Annotated in this window: 19 protein-coding genes; 11 read left to right on the forward strand and 8 right to left on the reverse strand. The window is 45.3% G+C overall.

Features of this window, described 5'->3' with window-relative positions; all coding sequences use genetic code 11:
* Nucleotides 1-10: 10 nt before the first annotated feature.
* From IPL83_09880 to IPL83_09890, 3 genes are all read right to left on the reverse strand, one after another.
* Entirely contained in the window at nucleotides 11-400 is a 390-nt protein-coding gene (locus IPL83_09880; protein MBK9039455.1) for a hypothetical protein, read from the reverse strand.
* A 2-nt stretch (nucleotides 401-402) separates the two neighbouring features.
* Nucleotides 403-1,788, reverse strand: a complete 1,386-nt coding sequence (locus tag IPL83_09885) for a hypothetical protein (GenBank protein ID MBK9039456.1) — start codon at nucleotides 1,786-1,788, stop codon at nucleotides 403-405.
* Between the two features lie 448 nt (nucleotides 1,789-2,236).
* Nucleotides 2,237-2,563, reverse strand: coding sequence for a helix-turn-helix transcriptional regulator (locus IPL83_09890; GenBank protein MBK9039457.1), 327 nt, complete (start codon nucleotides 2,561-2,563; stop codon nucleotides 2,237-2,239).
* A gap of 633 nt (nucleotides 2,564-3,196) precedes the next feature.
* Between IPL83_09890 and IPL83_09895 the strand changes: the two genes are divergently transcribed.
* On the forward strand, nucleotides 3,197-3,751 hold the full coding sequence (locus IPL83_09895) for a transposase (GenBank protein MBK9039458.1): 555 nt from the start codon (nucleotides 3,197-3,199) through the stop codon (nucleotides 3,749-3,751).
* Nucleotides 3,752-4,179: 428 nt separating this feature from the next.
* Nucleotides 4,180-5,022 (forward strand): site-specific integrase, encoded by an 843-nt coding sequence (locus IPL83_09900; protein ID MBK9039459.1) that lies wholly within the window; start codon nucleotides 4,180-4,182, stop codon nucleotides 5,020-5,022.
* A gap of 191 nt (nucleotides 5,023-5,213) precedes the next feature.
* Here the strand turns inward: IPL83_09900 and IPL83_09905 are convergent, their stop codons facing one another.
* On the reverse strand, nucleotides 5,214-5,432 hold the full coding sequence (locus tag IPL83_09905; protein ID MBK9039460.1) for a transposase: 219 nt from the start codon (nucleotides 5,430-5,432) through the stop codon (nucleotides 5,214-5,216).
* Nucleotides 5,433-5,632: 200 nt separating this feature from the next.
* On the opposite strand from IPL83_09905, the gene IPL83_09910 reads away from it, so the two are divergent.
* From IPL83_09910 to IPL83_09925, 4 genes are all read left to right on the forward strand, one after another.
* Entirely contained in the window at nucleotides 5,633-7,018 is a 1,386-nt protein-coding gene (locus tag IPL83_09910; protein ID MBK9039461.1) for a radical SAM protein, read from the forward strand.
* Between the two features lie 114 nt (nucleotides 7,019-7,132).
* Nucleotides 7,133-9,418 (forward strand): hypothetical protein, encoded by a 2,286-nt coding sequence (locus IPL83_09915; protein ID MBK9039462.1) that lies wholly within the window; start codon nucleotides 7,133-7,135, stop codon nucleotides 9,416-9,418.
* Between the two features lie 3 nt (nucleotides 9,419-9,421).
* Nucleotides 9,422-11,251, forward strand: coding sequence for a hypothetical protein (locus IPL83_09920; GenBank protein MBK9039463.1), 1,830 nt, complete (start codon nucleotides 9,422-9,424; stop codon nucleotides 11,249-11,251).
* Between the two features lie 213 nt (nucleotides 11,252-11,464).
* The gene (locus tag IPL83_09925) at nucleotides 11,465-11,962 is read left to right on the forward strand and encodes a hypothetical protein (protein ID MBK9039464.1); all 498 of its coding nucleotides are present in this window, start codon (nucleotides 11,465-11,467) and stop codon (nucleotides 11,960-11,962) included.
* A 26-nt stretch (nucleotides 11,963-11,988) separates the two neighbouring features.
* Here IPL83_09925 and IPL83_09930 read toward each other — a convergent pair whose 3' ends face one another.
* Together IPL83_09930 and IPL83_09935 are read right to left on the reverse strand one after the other, a co-directional pair.
* Nucleotides 11,989-13,569 (reverse strand): GMC family oxidoreductase, encoded by a 1,581-nt coding sequence (locus IPL83_09930; GenBank protein ID MBK9039465.1) that lies wholly within the window; start codon nucleotides 13,567-13,569, stop codon nucleotides 11,989-11,991.
* A 13-nt stretch (nucleotides 13,570-13,582) separates the two neighbouring features.
* On the reverse strand, nucleotides 13,583-14,251 hold the full coding sequence (locus tag IPL83_09935; protein MBK9039466.1) for a phosphoribosyltransferase: 669 nt from the start codon (nucleotides 14,249-14,251) through the stop codon (nucleotides 13,583-13,585).
* Nucleotides 14,252-14,588: 337 nt separating this feature from the next.
* Between IPL83_09935 and IPL83_09940 the strand changes: the two genes are divergently transcribed.
* The 5 genes from IPL83_09940 (at nucleotide 14,589) to IPL83_09960 (ending at nucleotide 18,964) form a co-directional block, all read left to right on the forward strand.
* A complete protein-coding gene (locus IPL83_09940; GenBank protein ID MBK9039467.1) occupies nucleotides 14,589-15,089 on the forward strand; it encodes a hypothetical protein in 501 nt (166 codons plus the stop codon).
* Between the two features lie 60 nt (nucleotides 15,090-15,149).
* A complete protein-coding gene (locus tag IPL83_09945) occupies nucleotides 15,150-15,872 on the forward strand; it encodes a lytic polysaccharide monooxygenase (GenBank protein ID MBK9039468.1) in 723 nt (240 codons plus the stop codon).
* A gap of 44 nt (nucleotides 15,873-15,916) precedes the next feature.
* Entirely contained in the window at nucleotides 15,917-17,302 is a 1,386-nt protein-coding gene (locus IPL83_09950; protein ID MBK9039469.1) for a TIGR01777 family protein, read from the forward strand.
* A gap of 115 nt (nucleotides 17,303-17,417) precedes the next feature.
* Nucleotides 17,418-18,509, forward strand: a complete 1,092-nt coding sequence (locus tag IPL83_09955; protein ID MBK9039470.1) for a helix-turn-helix transcriptional regulator — start codon at nucleotides 17,418-17,420, stop codon at nucleotides 18,507-18,509.
* 71 nt (nucleotides 18,510-18,580) lie between these two features.
* Nucleotides 18,581-18,964: a response regulator gene (locus IPL83_09960; protein ID MBK9039471.1), complete on the forward strand. Its 384-nt coding sequence runs from the start codon at nucleotides 18,581-18,583 to the stop codon at nucleotides 18,962-18,964.
* A 39-nt stretch (nucleotides 18,965-19,003) separates the two neighbouring features.
* Here IPL83_09960 and IPL83_09965 read toward each other — a convergent pair whose 3' ends face one another.
* Nucleotides 19,004-19,285 carry a hypothetical protein gene (locus IPL83_09965; GenBank protein MBK9039472.1) on the reverse strand — a complete coding sequence of 94 codons (282 nt, stop codon included), beginning with the start codon at nucleotides 19,283-19,285 and terminating at the stop codon, nucleotides 19,004-19,006.
* Nucleotides 19,282-20,109 (reverse strand): prohibitin family protein, encoded by an 828-nt coding sequence (locus tag IPL83_09970; protein ID MBK9039473.1) that lies wholly within the window; start codon nucleotides 20,107-20,109, stop codon nucleotides 19,282-19,284. Before IPL83_09970 ends, IPL83_09965 begins: the two co-directional genes overlap by 4 nt.
* Between the last annotated feature and the right edge of the window lie 99 nt (nucleotides 20,110-20,208).

A 20,208-nucleotide genomic window follows, 5' to 3' on the forward strand; every position in this document is an offset into this window, starting at 1 on the left:
GTGGATTTCCTTAAAAGGCGAGATCCTTCGTAAATCGAATCCCCTTTTTCTTCCGGCTGGGAAAGTCGATCTCCACTTTCTTCACAACTTCTACCACCCATCCCCACTTGGGTTTATCGTTTTCCCAATCCCAGATTGTTCCGGGCTCCACCGCATGGCGCTTTACGTCCTTCGCAAAATGGCTTTTGCTTTTGTATTGGAAGCATTCATTGAATTTAATAATCGCTCGAATACGAGACTTAAATTTCCCTGTTGGGCCGGGAGTTTCTACCAGCAGCATCTCTTCGCCCAGATACGCCGGTGGAATTGGATAAGTTCTTGTTTCCACCGTTTTGGTGCCATCGAGTATCAGTTGAGAAATTGGAAACTGGATATTAATCCCCACATATTTCTTGGGCACCGTTAAATCTCCGGACTAAGTATTGGTTTCGGATTCCAGCTTGAGTTGTTCGACATTGGCCCCAACGGGGTATGTAAGGTGGCAGGGTCAATCGCTACTGAGTTTTTGTGAGTGGTAAACTTGAGACGACTATCAAACGGAATCTCGCGCGCGTCTGTTTGAAAGCTGGAAACTCGATCTTTAATATTGCAGCAGTCTTTTTTGTTGGTCCATAAATCTTGATGGTCCCAAAAGTGGTTTTCGCCATTGCCAATATAGCAAGTCGTCATTTCAATGTCCTTGTCATCGCATCGTCGCTTGAACTCCTGGTAATAGTGGCGAATCTCCCTATCGCTGTAGTGCCAGTCTCGCGCAGATTTGCAGACATTTTCACGATCATAAAACTTTCGGAGGTCGAACCCGGTCGCCTTTTGAATGTTATTAAGGGCGAAGGAGCTAAATCTGCCGAACCCGGCAATTATTGATTTTGTGTCGGTGGCCGCAATCTCGTCCACCATTTCGAATGTTGTGAAATCAAATTTCGGAATCTCACCATCCCACTTGAATTCGGGATTGGTAAAATACCCATCAGGATAAATTGGGAAAAGTGGGTTAATCCGCACCGTTGTCCAAAATCCTGCGGCGTTAAGCGCTTTCAATGCTGCCAATCGTCTCTTTGCCGACGGAGTGCCCGGCTCTATTAATTTGTTCATTCTATCGTTAGTCGAGGGAATGCTAAATTGAAGTGAGCATAAAGATTTGTCGAGCAAAGCAATATATTCTTCGGTCGCAACAAGGTCGCTACGAGTCAGCACCGTATAAGGATATCGATAAAACTTCATGATCTTAAGAAATTCTTGCGAAACCTTATACTTCTGATCCATCCACATGAATGAATCCGACATACAGCCGACTCTAAACGGAATTCGCTTCAACAGAAGCTCTCGCCATTTGGATTTTTTGTCAGTTTCGAATGCCGTGTAGAAGATTTTACGTATTTCATTGAGATCAACGGGTACAGGAATTGGATTGTTCCAATAGCCATGAACGGTTAACTCCGCCTTTGCGTAACAGTAGACACAGTTGTGGGTGCAGCCGCGTCCATAGGTGTCGATTTCAAGAGCGTAAAGGCATTGTTGACAGGTAGAATGTGAGTTCACAAGTTTTATCGTGTTACTCTTTACTATCCCGCTATGAATGGGGCGGTCTTTATACCTGATTTCCAATGCGCGAATAATCTCCCAGTCATATTCGCTTTTATATAAAGAAAGACGGTCTAGTCTTTTCGATTCACGAATGAGTTCGTCAGTGGTGGGTGTTTCTATGATGGGCTTTTGCAATGTTGCAACCTGCTCAACCGAAAGATTCGGAAACGGGATTATATTTTCGGGTTGATTAAGGATGGCCATGATTGGGACCTCGCTTGGATTTGGACTTTTGGGTGACCGGGCTGAGATTCAATTTTGGATCTCGAATGAACTGTAGAATTGCAATTCGTGCCATTGAAGAAAAATCGAAAAATGGATTTTGTCCTAGGAATTGCTTTATGAGCGCTTCTTCTGAGTCGTCAAAGCGTATCGCTCTAGTTTTTGCCATACGGATGAATAGGCATAAGTACAATCAAATTCAAGGTTTTCACAGTCGTTTTACAATTTTATACACATTGATGTAATATATAACAAAATCGAACCCTGTAGCAGCGTCCATCGCGACCGGTCTCGCCCAAAAAGGTCTTAGTTAAGATGCAATTTACTCGGCATCAGTTAGCATAGGCTCAGAAGCGATATTGTGAATTGGACAGCCACGGTGATTTGGGGGTACTGGACTGACGAACTGGTAAATAACCTAAGACACCGGTCACTCAATACCATTCAAAAACTCCGAGAGACTCAAGTTAAAGACCTTCGCAATGCGAGCTAAGCTCTGGAAGGTCACGTTCTTACCCGACTCAATTCGCTGTAGATGTCTCCACGACGGCCAGCCATGCTCCTCTGCCTCTTCTAAGGTCCAGCCCTTTGACTCCCGGACCTGACAGATCCGAAGTCCAAGCTGGCGGAGCAGTCGTTGTTCAGCATTGGCGAGCACCATACTGAAATTCTTCGACCCACTACCGATATTAGGTATTGGGGATGGGTTGGGAAATTCTGCAAAAAAATTTGATCCTTCTTCGAATAGGGTATCCACTCCGGCTGTCCAGTTGCACCCTACTCCTCTAAGGGCGCAATTCACGTTTCGTCCCATGGCTGCCCTAGCACGGAAATTTACAATATGGCATTTAACCGCTCCCTTAGTCTGGAGAAATCTCAAATCTAGTTGAAAGTTGAGGGCACCAGCCTTTCGTGGAATGATTCCACTATCTTACAAAAGAAAGGCACCCTCATGAAAAGAAGTACCAGACAGAGAAAGCAATCCGCAAATCAAATTCAGCAGCTGTTGGGCGAAGACAATTTTGCATTGAAAGTTGCTCAGACAATCCGTTGGGAAAAGCATCGATCGACTCACTGAATCACGAAATAGGACGGATGTTGGTGGAGTCGATCCTGCTGATGGATCGGGAAAATATAGCAGGTCCCGATTACGCGCCGACAGGGGATATTTATAAGTGGGCCTCCCCAGCGAGGGTCTGCGTTTATAGGTGACCAGAAAGTGGCGGTCATGGTGCCGCGACTTCGCGGCACTCGGGGTGAGTCACTCTTCCCAGCTATGCAAAGCTCAGAGAACGTGGTCAGTTCTCAGAGGAGCTGCTGACGAAGATGATGTCAGGCTTATCGGCGCGCCGCTATAGCGAAACTGTACAAGACGCCGCACGCGTTTGGAGTGTCGCCATCGTCGGTCTCACGCCACTTTGTCGAGGCCACAAGCAAACAGTTGAAACAATTTTTAGAGCGAGATCTCTCTGAATTTGATCCCTTTGCCATCATGCTGGACAGCGTTCATCGCGGAGGAGTTGCATTTATCACCGCGCTTGGAATTTCAGTTGCGGGAAAGAAAATGGTGTTGGGCTACTGGGAAGGCGCCACGGAGAATAGCGACATTTGCAATGAATTATTGGCGGATCTTGAACATCGCAATCTCAACTTGACCGCACGGGTGCTATTTGTAACTGACGGAGGCAAAGGTCTTATTAAGACTCTTCGCAACAAGTTCGGAAAGAAACTCATCCATCAACGTTGCACAATTCACAAGGATCACAATCTACAAAAGCACCTCGCCAAGAAATACCGCAAGCGGATCCATCAACAATACGTGGCGGCTCTTGGGCATGGGAAATATGAAGACGCCAAGGCGGCACTGGAGACTTTGGAGCAGGAATTGATGCTAATCAATAGCTCAGCTGCGATGTCTCTCAGAGAGGCCCTTCAGAGCTTTTAACCTTGCATATTTTGAACGTGCATAAGGATCTTTATAAAGCTCTTCATACAACAAATGGAATCGAGAATCTATTCTCGTCGGTTCGTCATCGAGAACACAACATCAAGAATTATAACCCAGAATACAGAGGAAGCGGCGAAAAGGAAAACTCTCGCAACGCTGGTTGGCGGCCGTGTTCCTGAAAGCGGAGGAAAACTTCCGTACGGTGAAGGGATACATGCACATCAAAACTGTGATCGCAAGAATTGAAAAATTGCAAATGGAAACCGTTGACAAAAAAATAGGAAAGGCAGCATAGTCAGACACGATTTCACGAAAGCGGTTCCAGATTTTCAACTAAAAATGAGACATCTCCGCTTAAGAAGTTTTACGCATCACTTGAAATGCGAGACATCTCACGAGCAACGATTGAGAATTACCAACTATGCTTGAATGCACATACGCTGAAGTTATGGGGGCGAAAGCCAATAGATACGGTTAGGACGGATGAAATTCGACTCTTAATCCGTGAGACGCTTAAAAACCGATCCCCTCATCAGCAGAAGAATGTGCTTAAATTCATACGAGGAGCATTCAACTACGCAGTTGAGGCTGGACTGCTGATGCGGAATCCAGTTCCGAAAATGCAGTTTCGCATGGGTGATAAGATCAAGAGGGTCCTTACTCTTCCACAGGCTAAACTGCTGTTGGAAAAGGCTAAAGAGTACAACCATGAATGGTATTCTGTTTGGGTTGCCGCACTTTACACCGGAATGCGCAATGGCGAGCTACATGCGCTGACCTGGGACAAGGTAAATTTCGATAACAAGACAATCTTAGTCTCATGCTCCTGGAATAAGAAGGACGGGATTAAGGACCTCACCAAGTCTGGTGAAGATCGAATTATTGAGATTGCTGGCCCACTGATGGCAGTACTTAGGGAGCTCAAGGTTCAGAATCAAGACTCGGTGTTTGTCTTGCCCAGGATACAAACATGGGACGATGGCCGACAGGCTGAGATGCTCCGAATGTTTCTAACTGGTATCAACATCCCACATGTCCGGTTTCATGACTTACGTGCATCATGGGCTACCATGCTCTTAAGCCAAGGGCTGGAACCAGCTAAGGTCATGCGCCTAGGAGGATGGCGAGACCTAAAGACCCTCATGATATATGTGAGAAAGGCCGGTATAGACACCAGGGGCTCACTAGCCGGCTTTACGATCCACGACCCTAGTACCAAGTCAGGCGACGTTTTAACCTTCAAATCTCCAAGCTGTAGAGATTTGTAGAGCGTCGCAAGCGGGTTTGAGTGATTTCAAATGCTTAAGAGCATTCTCACAACCCCATCCAATTTTTCGCCGTCGCAAGACAGTTTTAGGTTTTCTAAGCAAATCAATTTTTTCAATAATTTTTTCAATAATATAGCGAAGAGGGTTCTACGGTTCTACTCGGTTCATGGTGGGCAATTCAAAAAAGTCATTTAAGCACAAGCATTTAGGCATCTGAGTCTATACAATATAAAACTTTTAACGCCGTAATCTCGCTTCTGTATTAGTTTTTCGACGTTGTTAAAACCTTCTGTTCTTGCGTTGGTAATCCGGTTTACGAAGTAATTCAAGATTTCATTTCTCCATTTCATGAGAGTTCGTCTGATGGTTTTTATTTCGGGGATCTGGCTTAAAGCCATTTGATCTGTCATTCGAATTAGGACTTCCTGAGTTTAGTAAAATCAACATAGCGCGCAAAGTCAGATAGAAAAAATGATGCTGAAAATACAGGAGGAAGCCCACCCAAAGCGCAATGGAATCCTGATTCATCACGCCGCACGATAGATGAGATTTCATTGACTTTTTATTGGGTAAACCTGCACCTTCAATTTGCAAGGGGTGGGTTTACTCGATGGCATCAAGTGGTTTGGTTTCAAAAGATCTGATTTCGCTCGTCCATTTGCCTCAGTGGTGTGTTGAACAGCCACCGCTCGGAATCGCGTACCTGACCGGATATCTAGAAGCAAAGGGCTACCGCGTTCGTCAGGTCGATTACTCCGTTCGACTTTTTGCAGAATTACCGGACGAGCAAAAGCATTTTCTTGATTCACACTTTCATCTGAACTGGATTCATGAACACAATTACCGAACGATAGTGGTCCCGGTGATTGAAGCATGGCTGCAGCGCTGGGCCGAGGAGTTAGCGGAGACGGCCGATAAAATCCTTGGGTTTACAGTTTTGACGACGTCAATGCTCTGCACCCTTGATGTGGTGGCGCGACTCAAGAAACTTCGGCCAGATTTGACGATTGTTTTGGGAGGACCACATTGCACACGTTATGAGGGTGGACCAGAGATGATCAAGCACCCAGACGTGGACATCATCGTTCCTGATGAGGGTGAAGAAACTTTTCATGACTATCTCCAAGCCGTTGCTGAGGGGCGACCCCTTGATAGCATTAAGGGACTGCTCTTTAAAAGAGAAGGCCAGGTGATTGACACCGGAACACGAGATTTGATCAGAGATATCAATGCACTGCCGATCCCCGTTTTTTCTGGATTTGATTTGCATCAGTACCGATCGCTCAACCTGCCACTCCTGGGGAGCCGTGGTTGCATTTATCGTTGCACCTTCTGCTCAGAGACTGTGTTGTGGAAGAAATTTCGCTTTCGCTCTGGCGAAAATATGTACCTTGAGTTCAAGCAGCACAGCGAAAGCCTTGGCGTGCACGGATTTTATATTGTTGATTCGCTGATCAACGGCAATTTACGTGAACTTGAGCGAATGTGTGATTTGATTATCGAATCGGGCTTGAAGGTTTGGTGGAGCGGAAAGGCTTCCTTCCGTCGTCATATGACCAAAGAGCTTTTGGCGAAGATGGCACAAGCAGGGTGTTTTGGATTGGACTACGGACTTGAAAGTGGTTCACCGAAGGTCATTTCAGATATGAAAAAGGGTTTTGAGCTTCCGGTCGCAGAGCGCCTGATTCGCGAAACCCACGAGGTCGGAATTAAGGTGGGACTTTTCTTGCTTGCTGGATTTCCTACCGAGACCGAAGCAAATTTCCAAGAGACACTCGATTTTTTGAAAGCGCAAGAGCATTATATTGATCATGTGACTGTTGGCTACGGCATGGGACTGCAAGCTGGCTCTGATGTGCAATTGCACCAAGCACAATATGGAATATACTGGAAAGACAGTGATTGGTATTCGGAGCACACGACGCCTCAAATTCGTCGAGATCGGGTTGAGCGCCTCCACAAATACTGTGGCACCCTTAAATTTGGAGTAATGTGATTGCCGAGTTTTCCTTGAGGTGCATTCTTGAGAATGCAGTCCTGAATCTTGGTACGAATAGCCGCCCTATTTAAATATTCTCAATAATCCCCCACTTTTGTCCGATAAGAACATATGGTACGTAAACTCGGCCTCATCTACCCATTAGGACTGGTGCTCCTACTGTCATTGGTCGCTTGTAAAGTCGTTGACAACGAAATCAAAGGACATTTCGGGTCCCAAGATGAGATTCCTCCCGATCCTATTTTAACACGTGCATTGGCACTGTCAGCTTCTGAAATTGAGCTCTCTTGGATTACAGGAGGAGGCTTGACCTCAAGCTATCTTCTCAGCTACCAGGTGGGCACAATTGCTCCCTCTGATTGTGATTCGACTGCTCCATTCGGGGGAATACCCATTTCAGAGCCCACATATTTTGCGGAAGATCTTATTCCTGGTACGGTTTATTCCTTTAGGATTTGCGCAACTAACAGCTCCATTTTTCCAAAATCGTCACCTGGCTTAACAGTAACAGTTGCGACAGAACCTTCATCGGTTGGGACCTTGAACCCGTCAATGTACATAATTGCACCAGGGGCTTTAGCCTCTTATAGCTCGACCGCAGACATCGTGCTCCTCGCCTCCAGTGCCTTTACAGAAATGTATATCACAAATAGTCCAGGCTGCGGAACTGGAGGGACATGGGAACCTTATGCAACGGTAAAATCAGGTTGGACCTTAACGCCAGACGGACTTGGATTCGCAAATGTCAGCGCTAAGTTTCGAAATCAGGCGGGGACTGAATCCGCCTGCGTCAACGATAGCATTGAAGTTCCAGAGCAGGTTGTCCTCAACGCTTGTTCAGGATCTACCACCAATTACGCAGCTGGAACAATGTATGATGATGGAGGTCCTTCTTCAAATTACTCTGTAAACAAAAATTGCGATTTTACCATCAATTATCTGGGGCCAATGGTTCTGCATTTTAACTCGTTCAGTCTTGAGAATAACTATGACTACGTCAAAGTTTGGACGAGGTCCAAAACGATCATCAATGAGCTCGGAAAATATTCTGGAACCAGCGTACCTGGAGACTTGGCAATCAATCGCGGACCTACGATCATAAATTTCTACTCGGACATTTCAAACGTCAATTCTGGATTTGAATTAACCTGGTCGCCAGTCCCGGGCACAAGCCCTGAGAGCAGTATTTTTACCATAAATGCCGGGTCTGAGTACACAATTTCACCAAACGTCAATCTTGGCATAGGGGTTTCAGATCCTAATCTCAGCCAAATGTATATCACGAATAATGCGGGTTGCTCATCTGGCGGAATATGGGAGACAACACTGAACACACGCCCATGGACCTTGACTGCCTCCGATGGCCGACAGTCTGTCTATATAAAGTTTCGTGATTCCTCTCTTCATGAAACGCCCTGTGAATACGCTTCGACCTTGCTCTATCTCAGTTCCCCCGTTGCAGTCCTTACAGGTACACCTTTGGCACCAGATACCGGCTTTTCAGTCGATGTCGGCGGAACGCTTATTCAGTATTACCAATATAAATTTGGACCAAATCTAACAACAGATTGCACTTCAAGCTTAGGATATTCTGCCACCCGTAATGCTGGGACGAAAATTGCTGATAACTTTATCGACACCGCAAATGGGGACATGAAACTCTGTGTGATAGGAGCCTATGAGCTTGACCTATTTCAATCATATGCCTCGGCGACGGTCTTTCAGTGGACGAAGCAAACTCCTGCGACACTATCGTTTTCTGACTCCGGTAAAACTCTCACGGAAGGTGATCAAAGTATTACCTTTACAGTCGTAGCGGACCAATTGACGCCCTTGCCAGTCTTGATCAAATACGATGTCTTTGGCTCTTTGGTTTCAGAGTTAAGTCTCACGGGAGGAACCGTTCTTTTGCCAGCCAATGCCTCCTCAGTTGATATTGTTATTCCAGTTCTCAACAATCCATCATCGGCTGTTGACAGAATATTAACGGTGGGTATTTCAGAGGTTTCTGATCCACAAGCGATTGGATTTCAGTCACAATCAAGCGCCATCTTTCAAGATGCCCAAAGAGCTGTCACTCATACTGTTCTTGATATTTCGGAGGACGGGAAATGCGTTATCATTGCCCCTGGGATTTTAAAATGCAGCGGTGAAATTGGGGGAACAACGAGCACTACCCGAGTTGTCTCAGATGAATACATTGCCGTATCTGCTTCTTCCAATTTCACAAAAGTAGTTTACAGTCAGTCGCACCGATGCGCCTTGAATGCAAATGCTGAGCTTTACTGCTGGGGCTGGGGATTTGACGGCAATTTGGGTCAAGGGAACCAAAATGATCAGAGTGCACCGGTCATAGTTCCTGGGTACACTTGGAAGCTAGTCAATGCTAAAAATTAGAATGTGGTATGTGGAATTTCGAGCGCTGATGATCTCTATTGCTGGGGTGATCAAACCTTCTCCAATGGGGCAGTTGGAAATGGAACGACCTCCGACTCTCGCTCACCGTTCCAAATTGATGCTGGAACCAAATATCAGTATGTTGATACGACTGGCTATCTCTCCTGCGCAATTTCGATGGCTGGTCAACTGAAGTGCTGGGGAAAAACTCCTGTCGGCGACGGTTCTTCAACTGATCAATATGCCCCCGTTGATGTCGATGTCGGAAACACCTATTCGCACGTCAGAATCCGTGGTGGATCCTGTGGCATTACGACCTCCGGTTCGCTTAAATGCTGGGGCAAACAATATTGGGCGAACATTTCTAACACACTTTCCGCTCCCGAACTCATCCCAGGTCCAAACCAATTCAAAGATATCGCCTATATTTCAAATTTTGCATGTGCACTGACGATAGGAAACGAAGTGTTTTGCTTCGGTTACGATCCCAGTAATTTCTATGGGCAAGGCATCTACACATCGACGCCCTTTCCAATCGACCCTGGTGTTCAATACCAATCCATTTCAACGGCAGAAACTGGCCGCATTTGCGGATTGCTTCTTGATGGCACTGTAAAATGCTGGGGATTGGGGTCATACTCCACATCTTCAAAAAATTCCTGGCCTAAGATAGCTGATCCTTATGACAAATACGTCTCCCTTCGTGGAGCTTGTGGAGTCACGCAAGCGGGTCGGGCCAAATGCCTGGGTTCGCTAGCAAATGTTCAACATGAATACAGCTATCCCGTGGACAACTTTAAAAATTTGGGCACCTCGGTGAAATGGAAGCAAGTTTCTGAATACTGTGGCTTGGACACACAAGATAAGCTTCGTTGTTGGTACACCAGTGAATTTAAGAATTCGAAATATAGCTCCTCGCGAGGCACGCCCAGCCTTATTGCAAGCGATATGAGCTTCAAGAAAATTTCATCCTACGGTAAATTCGTCTACGGAATTCTGATGGATGATAGATTGGTTTGTCTGGACACGAATTCATACGGAAGAATTGGCAACGGAACAAATTCAGCCTTTTCTTCAACAATCCCCGTACCCGTTGATGCAAGCGAAACTTACCTTGATGTCAGTGTGACATCAAAGTCAGTGTGTGGCGTCACGATATCCAATAAACTAAAGTGTTGGGGCACCTTCGACACCGGAAATTTGGGAACTGGAGACACCGCAAATCACTTCTCGCCAACTTGGATTGACGTGACAGAGACCTATCTCTCTGTCAAAAACGCCTCCACCTATGCCTGCGGTATGACAAGTCTCAATGCAATCAAATGTTGGGGCAATTCAATGGGATCAGGTGGCACCTTCTCTGCGGTTCTTCAGCCGGTGGTTGTTTCAGCTGTCACCGATACCTTCACAAAAATCGGTGTCTCGTCGTCCTTCGCCTGCGGAATTCGCTCTGCTGATCAACGTCTCATGTGCTGGGGTAGCAATTCTAACTATAAGCTCGGCACCGGAAACACCACACATTCTCATATTCCAGTTCTATCAGCTGATACAGAAACCTATGCGGAATTGAATACAGGTTCAACTTCGGGTTGCGGAATCACGACGAGCGACGTGACAAAATGCTGGGGTTATATGTCTGGCTACGGATACTGGTATACACCGACCGTATTCCCCTCTACGGTGAACAAATATATGTTTGAACGCCCTGCCGGTGGATGGACCGGCATTGCGGCCGATGGCTCCATAACCTGGCTATACAAAGCTACTGCCCTACCTGGAGTACCTAGTTCAGGTTTGTATTTCGAACATATTCAAGGTCTGATCGACCGATAGATGCAGACTCACAAGCATCAGAGGAAATCAGACAGAACCCGACAAGGACTCGCTTTGCCTTGCCTTGCCTCAGCAATAGCTAAGGGTCTAATCGTTGACAATTATATCGCAAAAATCATATTCTATGAAAGTCTCAAAGAGACTGTGATTGAAAATGTAATCGCTAAAGTCACTTCATTCCTGTGATGCAACAGAGGAAATTCGGGGAGAAACATGAAAAATATTTCTGTCGTATTGGTGATAAGTTTATTCCTTAGCAATGCCTATGCTGATGAAACTAAGCACCAGGGCCAACAACACCACCAACACCAGAAAAGCGAATCGACGGGCGTCCTTGAAGAAAAGGAGAGCTCAACTCACTCACTGTCTTTGAATCATGGCAAAAAATGGCCGGTTGATCAGACGATGAAGGAAAATATGGCTGCCATTCACCAGCAGTTCAAAAGCCTTAAGGCTCTTTCAAAATCAAAAAAAGCTACGGACAACGACTCCAAAGAACTGAGTGATCTCATTTCAACCTCTGCCCAAAACATCATAAACAATTGCAAGATGGAAAATGCGCAAGATGAAACTTTTCACGTCATACTTTCTGACCTATTCGCGGTGGCTGATAGCTTAAAGAAAACAAAAGAAATTGAGCCCGCCTTATCGAAACTCGCTCAAACATTTAAAACCTATACCAAATATTTTGAGCACCACTTAGGAAATTAATTTCTCTCTAGTGAAATTTCTCAAAATTATATTCCCCTTCCGCCGGACTCGGGTACGAGCGACATCGCATATTCTGAAATAGCTGTGATCGATAAACTGGGATTGACTCCCAAGTTGGCAGAAATCACCGACGCATCCAGCACATAAAAATTATCATAGCCATTGAGTTGAAACTTATCGTTGATCACGCCGGTGTCGGATTCAGCACCCATCGGGCAGCCACCCAATATATGGGCGGTGGAGGGCAAATTATAAAGCACCTCGTGAATGGCGTTTATGGAAAGTCCCTTCACCTTTCTAGAAAATCTATGCATGACCTCCTGACCGACCTCGATATAGGCGGGCACGGGCAGACCTTCAACCTCTTGCATTTTCATTTTCCAACCAAAAATTGTTTTTTGTAAAATCATTTTCATCGAGTTGTCGATTGTCTGCATCACTAAAAAGAATACCGACGTTTCTGCAAATCCCTGAGCAAAGAAAAACCTAATCGCAGAGACGGGCTTTGATAGAATCTGTCCTAAACATTTAAAAATTCGGACAGGAGCCGGACCAGGCCCCGCCGCCAACACCCCTAGTCGACCCATCAGACCACTGCCGTTGGGATACTTACAAATCTCAATAAACGTATTGTCGTTGGGGTGAATAATAGAGGAAATCGCCACGCCATTGTTCAGTTTACGATCAGCCAATGCCGTCCCACACAAGGATTCAGAATTTGTTCGCAGATCTTTACCCAAGTGATCTGAAATTTTTGGCAGCGTTTGAAATTTGAATTTTTGCTCTAACAAAATCTTCATGGTTCCTAATACGCCGGCCGATAGAACGACACCTCTACTGCGAAAAATTTCTGTCTGCCAAAACTTCCAACTGGTGCTTTGTCGTGTATGAATCCAGTATTCATCACCTTTATTCTCAATCTTCGTAACCAAAGTTTCAGCCCTGATTTGGCAGCCCTTTTTCTGTGCCAAATAGAGATAATTCAAATCCAGGGTGTTCTTGGCCAAATGCTGGCAGCCCACCATGCAGCCTGCGCATTCGGTGCAGGGTTTTCGCAATGGACCTTCGCCGTTAAAATAGGGATCGACTTCCTCTTTTGACTCTGAAAAATAAACTCCGACCTCGACCGGGGCAAAGGTATGTCCCATTCCCAAACCTGTGGCGACTTCATGAAATATTTGATCTTCGACGTGCAGCTTCGGAACGGGAACAGTTCCCAACATCTTCTTTGCCAAAGCATAAAAGGGCTTCAATTTTTCCTCCCAATTCCCGAATCGAGCCCAAGAACCTTGTCGAAAAAACTCTTTGTCTGGATACATATGGGTATTGGCGTAAACAAGGCTACCACCACCAACCCCAACTCCGCTCAAAATGAAAGCCTTGTTAAAAAAATGAATTTGCTGAATGCCAAAGCATTTTAAGAGGGGCCACCACAGATATCGTCTGACATGCCAATTGCTCTTTGCAAAATCCTTAGTCGCAAATCGCTTGCCCTTTTCCAAAACAAGAACGGAATAATTCTTTTCGCACAACCTCAGTGCGCTGACACTGCCGCCAAATCCAGAGCCTATCACTATGTAGTCAAAAATCGGTTTATTGTTGGCCATAGAATTTATAGACCTAAATCCTAACGGCCTTATTAGTCTCTTCTACCTGGGGTGTTCCAGCCAAAAAATTGGTCACAGCCTCATCCGTGACTTGTGTGAAATCTTCGTACCACTGCCCCACCGAAAAAAATGGCTCTGGAATTTGCAACACGACAATTTGGTCGACCTTTGTTTTAAATGAATCCACCGCCGATCGAGACGCCACAGGAGCAGCGATCGCGATTTTTTTGACCCCCCTTCGCTTTAAAAATTCAACGGCTGCATGCATGGTCATCCCCGTGGCCAAACCATCGTCTACCAAAATGATCGTTTTGCCCTTCACGGCCAAGGGAGTGCGCCCCTTGCGCCACCTTTTTTCTTGCTCAAGAATTATTTTGCGGGTGTTCTCAGACAAATCGTGAAGTTTCCTCTTTTCAAGACCAAGAAAAGAGATGGATTCTTGATTCCAAATTGGATGTTCGTCCTCAGAAACAGCACCAATGGCAAATTCGGGCTGATCAGGTTCTCCAATTTTTTTAACTAACAAGACATCCAAGGGAAGCTTGAGTTCCTTTGCAATCTCCCAAGCGATTGGCACACCTCCCCTTGGAAGTGCAAGAACGGATGCCTTTTTCCAATCTGCACTTTTAAGTTTTTGAGCTAGTAACTGACCAGCAGTTTCACGATTCTTTAATGGCTTCATCTATTACCTCATTTCCAACCATTTTTTCTGACTTCCGGCAGTTTGGTCTCAGACAGCTCAGGAACAGGCTTAGGCTCAGGCTCAGGCTCAAGTTCAGGAACACATTGCTGCTGGCGATCACATAGACAACATGAGCAGTTTTATGCCATCAGCAAGTGCATTGAGTCCCAAAATGATCTCACATAGTGACTTCAAGTCAATGATTTCAGATCACTGATATCCTCTGCGGGTTTTTGCCAGTGACCGTTCTTTTTATTGCTTCAATGTGAGACAAAAGTGGCAAGCCTCTTTCGCGGATTCATATTACTGTGCGAGAATGTCAACATGAGGGTCGTTCATGACGAAAGTATCTAGATGGCTAATCCTATTGGCAACAACAATTCCAATGCTTCTCAGTTTTCAGAATTGCGGAGATAGATATTTACCCAAGATTCACATGGCTTCGCAAAAATCAGACCTCAGGTTTTCAAAATTGAATGCCATTAGAAAAGTCGAAGCCAATTGCCTTTCAGGCTCTTCCTACCTGTGTCGGATCAATCGGTATTCTCCGGGCCTCACTGATGGCCGCCATGTCAATCGCATTTGCGTTTTGGTAGACAGCAATGAAGTTTGTGTTGATGGAGATGACTGGGGTTATGATTCGTCTGAGGCGCTCCAGTTCTGTCCGGATTGCTCTGCTGACGATGGCCTTCCAGGAGGCCGATATGATTACGCAGAGATCGCCTGCTCCTTTGGAGATGAGGCGAAAGTCTATTCGCGCGCAGAGAGCTCCGAGGCGAATATCGAAGAGTACCTGAAGAAGTCCGTAGAACTGTGTCTTTTTGAGGCGAACCAATAAATACGTCAATTATTGAGGCAAGCACTTGAGCTTTCTCCAGGAAACGACGAAGGGACTATCGTGAGACTATTGTTACTTTTCCTTCTTTTCCCTCTTACTCATTTGGACAGCCACGCCCATGTGGCGCTGACCTCTCCCACTCCCCGACCCGGCACCACAGATAGCACGAAAACAACTAACTCTACAACCAACCCCTGTGGTGGCGTTGCTAGAGGAGCAAACTCAGTCACATTTGCGGCAGGCTCCAATTTGACATTCTCATGGAGAGAAACAATCGAACACCCTGGACGATTCTTGGTACAGTTTTCACCGGCGAATGATCAGTCCTTTGAACTTCCTGCCAATGAGTTGTTTCGTAAAGAGGACACAGAGACCAGGGGAACCCACTCGGCGACAGTCAAGCTGCCAAATACTCCCTGCGAAGCCTGCACACTGAGGTTGGTTCAAGTCATGGATGATCAACCCGGCGAGCTCTACGTCAATTGCGTGGACATTCGTCTGACTTCTCCATCCACAACGACTCCGACCCCAGATTCGGGATCGCCAGACAACGCAAGTCAGACTTCTCAGGCCGGAGGCGATGGTGAAAAGACAAAAATGCCAGCCGGTTGTGCCCTCGCCTCAGGGCGACTCAATCAAATTGGAAACAATCGACAAATCGGTGGAGCGCCATTCGGAAGCCCATCTGGCGGTCTCATTGGCCTGATATTATGGACTTTGCCGCTCCTCGCCCTTTTGATGCTAAAGTTGAAATCAAAAAAATTACGATCCACACCTCAATAATACCCAATCTTGCTCTTTCAGAAATATAAGAGTATGTATGACCAATGAAAAACGGAAAAAGAATTCTCATCACCGGAGCAACCGGATTGGTTGGAGTTGAGGTTTCCAAAGCCTTGATTGCTGAAGGTTATGATTTGGTGATTCTTGGGCGGCGACCGGAAAAGGAATTTAGGCAGTTTTTCACATTGCCATGCGAGTATTATGTTTGGAGTGATTCTTCTCTCTCTCTGCCTCCAAAGGAGGCACTCAGTGTTGATTACGCCATCAACTTGATGGGCGAGCCCATAGCCAAAGGACGGTGGACGAAGTCACAAATGAAGCGAATATGGGATTCAAGAATCCCTGCAACGAAAAACCTCGTCACTGCACTCAACCAACACGCACCTGATTTATCCGCTTTCATCTCGGCCTCAGCAATTGGCTACTATGGCGACCGTGGCAACGATATTTTGTCAGAAGCTACTGGGCCAGCAGATGATTTCATGGCCCGCCTTTGCGTAGAGTGGGAGGAAGCTTCAAAGAAAATTCAATCTCGTTGCGTTCAAATTCGAATTGGTCTGGTCATGTCTCATCAGGGTGGAGCATTGGCCAAAATGGTTCCCCTATTTGAAAATAATCTGGGCGCAACACTCTCCCATGGGCGCCACTGGATCAGTTGGATTCACATCGATGACCTCGTAAAAGTTATTCTCTTCGCTCTAATAAATGAAAAAGCGAGAGGACCAATCAACGCCGTAAGTCCAAATGCTGTGACTAACGCTGAATTTACAAAAGAACTTGCTTGTGCCTTAAAAACAAAGGCCCTTCTAAAAGCACCTTCTTTTGCTCTTAAATTGGCCATTGGTAAAATGGCCGAAGTTGTCCTCAGCAGTCAAAAGGTAGCACCATCAGTCCTGATGAGGCTGGGATTCGCATTTGAATTTCCAGAAATCGCCGATGCACTCGAAAATTTGTACAGCTGGAAGCGTTCAAAGCATGATCGTTTGTTCCAGGTGGAACAGTGGGTGCCAAAATCCAGAGATTTTGTCTTTGATTTTTTCGCCGATGAGAAAAATCTAGAAAAATTAACGCCAAGTTTCTTGGGTTTTCATGTTTTAGGAAAAACAACTGAGCAAATTGCTGAAGGAACTGAAATTGAATACAAGTTAAAGATCCACGGGGTTTCAACTCGTTGGAAAGCAAAAATCAACTCTTGGCGATTTGGAAAAGAGTTTAGGGATATTCAGATTGCAGGACCATACAAAGTTTGGGAACACACCCATTTATTTTATGACTTTGCCGGCGGCACTTTCATCCTAGACAAGGTTGTTTATCAACTTCCATTAGCAAAGATTGGTGGAAATATTTTGGGACCTTTCATCGCGCGAGACATTGCGAGAATATTTGAGTTTAGAAGGTTAAAAATAATTGAATATTTCAGAGAGACTTGACCGTTTCAGATTCTGACCCGGAATTTCCAGCGTCTCGTGCCAAATAAATTCGACTAGTTGGGCGAACGTCATTTTTTTAGAAACGAATGACTATTAGATTTGAGATAATCCTTCCATGGACTTCGCTGACCAATTGTTAACCTTACTGTCGCTGTTTCTTTCCGCAGCTTTGATTCTCGTCCTTACGGCCGTACTGATCGGATCCAGGGCGCCACGGCTTTCCACAACTCTTTTGCTCATACTCATATGCTGCCGATTTCTTTCCCAGCTTTCGATCACTATGTATGTGAATGAACCTCTTATTCCCCTGTGGCCCTTTCTTTATCGCTCAGCCTATCCATTTGAATTGTCTTCCCCACCATTGCTTTATCTTTATGTGTACTCGCTAACTAAAGGTCATTTTCGATTGAAGGACATTCATTGGTACCATGGCATTCCTTTTCTAATCGGTATTGCCTGGTACTTATATGGTTATCTCATTCCACTTCAGTTTTCTCTTGATAAGTACTTCAGATCCTTTGTCGGATTCGTTCTGATGATTCCATATTTGTGGAATGCTAGGAGATTGATTGCTGAAGTCAAAAATCAAGCAAGAAATCAAAGATCCAGTCTTGTTGAATTGCATTTGCCATGGCTACAATTTTTGCTGAACGTCTGCTATCTGTCAATATTACTCACTTTTTTTGATCTATTGACAGGACCAGATATTCAACTCTGGATATATGGCGGAGGATTAACCAATCTCGCCCTTTTGGGTCTCACATACTATGGACTTAAAGCCTCAGACTTTTTTGAGCTTGATCTCAAACCACCTCCTAACGATGAGGTTCAACTCAATTTAGAGGAATTGACGTCGCTGAGTTCTTCTCTAATTAAGCTCTTAAAGGAAAGTCACCTTTATCTCACGCCGCAGATTCGACTAGCTGATATCGCCACCAGAATGGGAATAAAAAGCTACAAACTGTCCCAAGTGATCAATCAAGGGTTAAATACCAATTTCTATGACCTCATCAATGGTATGCGTATTGAGCATGCATTGCGTTTGATGCATGATCCAAGGAATGATCATTTAAATTTGCTCGGAATTTCCATGGATTGCGGGTTTAATTCCAAATCGGTTTTTAATGACTATTTTAGACGGAAAACGGGAATTACCCCTTCCAGATTTCGTCAACAGAGGTCAACTTTGCCTGAATCCTTAAGTTAAGACGACCGGACTTCCCAATACCGACGACTGCTTCGAAAAAATTCATATACTGCCCTCACTAGGAGGCTAATATGAAGACAGAGATCCAATGCAAAATTCTATTTGTGGATGATGATCATCTGTTTTGTGACATAGCTTCAGACCTGATCTTCCAATTTATTGGAATTAGAGTGAGACTCGCCCACAACGGAGCTGAAGCCGAGGATATCGTCAAAGATTGGCTCCCAGACGTAATTATCACGGACACCAACATGCCAATTAAAAATGGGGTAGAACTCATTCGAGAGGTACATTCAAAATACCCCCAGATTGTGATATTTTCATTTTTCAACGGACTTAATGGCTCATCAATCACCTCCAAAGATATTGAAACGATTGGAGCCTTTATGGTTTTGGGTAAGTTCGAAATCAGCTCGCGGTTGCTGCCAGCACTGAAACAAATTATTAAACTATAAAACAGATCTCTTCACACTAAAACTTTCTCCTTTTTCTAGCTATTTTGAACCGTCTGGAGAATTTGTCACGCTATGAGTGACATCACGAATATTTTGGCTGCCAAATGACAGACGGTCCGCTTGCTCCCTCGAGAATTGCCTCCTGGACTTTAAGACTCTCCATCCTGCAATGAACACCGGCAATAGAATCCACCAATATCCACGAAGCGCTAGAAATAGAAACTGACCTAAGCGAACAAAAAGAGGAAAAAATCGAATAGAGACAATGATAACCAAAACCAAAATCGCATACCGATAAATTCCTCTTTGTAGAGAGTTCATCTGGATTTAAGCCCTTCTACTGGAAGTAAAATATTGGCCCCACTGCCTCCTCCAACCACAAGAGGAGAAATTCCGTTCCACTTCTCAACGATCTGCAGTTGAACGAGTCCTGGATTCTCCTGAACGGCCCGCCCGCGAACTCGAATGGCTTCCGCCTCACCTTTGGCACGAATAACTGCCGTCTGAGCTTCAATTTCAGTTTTTAACTGAGTAAATTTTGCCTTTGCGGCCTCTTGCTCCTGAACCATTTTCGCTTCAATGGCTGCTTCAAGTTCTTTAGAAAGAGCCACATTCTGGATAACCACGTCCTCTATGACAAGGAGATCTCCCACTTTCTTCCGAGCGCCTTCAAGAGTTCTCGCCTTAATCTCTTCTCGCTTCTTCACAATCTGCTCAGCACTCTGCAATGCTGTGACTTCCTTGAGCGCCTCGCTCACTCGAGGTGAAATTAAACTATCGAAAGGATCTCCGTAGTAATCACGAAAAACCGTCACCACCCCATTCTCAGGAATGCGATACAGAATCTTCAACTCGACATTGATCTGCTGCAGGTCGGATGAATAGCATTCCGCCTTTGCGCTCACTGACTGCTGACGCACAGAAACTGGCATGACTGTCGTCACAAATGGAAGTTTAAATCCAAATCCCTCTGGAGCAAACACGGGAGAAACCTTTCCCATGGTAATCAAAATCCCCCGATGTCCCGGAGGGATAATAAATGTTCCGCTGATCATCAAAACAATCAGAACAACCACAGCTACAACAAGTTTAAATGAACCCATATTACCTTTTATGTTTCGATAAAATTCTTCTGCTGGATCCATGAAATTCCTCCGCTAATGAGTTCAGCACATTCGAAGTGCATTCATAGACCATTCTATGACTCGGAGGCAACAAGTTCTCGCTGATTGGTCATTCCTGCT

Source organism: Bdellovibrionales bacterium, from assembly GCA_016716765.1.
In the GTDB taxonomy this organism is placed as follows: domain Bacteria; phylum Bdellovibrionota; class Bdellovibrionia; order Bdellovibrionales; family UBA1609; genus JADJVA01.

What these genes read in the sequence shown, in the direction of transcription:
- IPL83_09885 (MBK9039456.1), bottom strand. Translation starts at nt 1,788, where the DNA reads ATGGCCATCCTTAATCAACCCGAAAATATAATCCCGTTTCCGAATCTT.
- IPL83_09905 (MBK9039460.1), bottom strand. Translation starts at nt 5,432, where the DNA reads ATGACAGATCAAATGGCTTTAAGCCAGATCCCCGAAATAAAAACCATC.
- IPL83_09910 (MBK9039461.1), top strand. Translation starts at nt 5,633, where the DNA reads ATGGCATCAAGTGGTTTGGTTTCAAAAGATCTGATTTCGCTCGTCCAT.
- IPL83_09915 (MBK9039462.1), top strand. Translation starts at nt 7,133, where the DNA reads ATGGTACGTAAACTCGGCCTCATCTACCCATTAGGACTGGTGCTCCTA.
- IPL83_09925 (MBK9039464.1), top strand. Translation starts at nt 11,465, where the DNA reads ATGAAAAATATTTCTGTCGTATTGGTGATAAGTTTATTCCTTAGCAAT.
- IPL83_09930 (MBK9039465.1), bottom strand. Translation starts at nt 13,569, where the DNA reads ATGGCCAACAATAAACCGATTTTTGACTACATAGTGATAGGCTCTGGA.
- IPL83_09935 (MBK9039466.1), bottom strand. Translation starts at nt 14,251, where the DNA reads ATGAAGCCATTAAAGAATCGTGAAACTGCTGGTCAGTTACTAGCTCAA.
- IPL83_09940 (MBK9039467.1), top strand. Translation starts at nt 14,589, where the DNA reads ATGACGAAAGTATCTAGATGGCTAATCCTATTGGCAACAACAATTCCA.
- IPL83_09950 (MBK9039469.1), top strand. Translation starts at nt 15,917, where the DNA reads ATGAAAAACGGAAAAAGAATTCTCATCACCGGAGCAACCGGATTGGTT.
- IPL83_09955 (MBK9039470.1), top strand. Translation starts at nt 17,418, where the DNA reads ATGGACTTCGCTGACCAATTGTTAACCTTACTGTCGCTGTTTCTTTCC.
- IPL83_09960 (MBK9039471.1), top strand. Translation starts at nt 18,581, where the DNA reads ATGAAGACAGAGATCCAATGCAAAATTCTATTTGTGGATGATGATCAT.
- IPL83_09965 (MBK9039472.1), bottom strand. Translation starts at nt 19,285, where the DNA reads ATGAACTCTCTACAAAGAGGAATTTATCGGTATGCGATTTTGGTTTTG.
- IPL83_09970 (MBK9039473.1), bottom strand. Translation starts at nt 20,109, where the DNA reads ATGGATCCAGCAGAAGAATTTTATCGAAACATAAAAGGTAATATGGGT.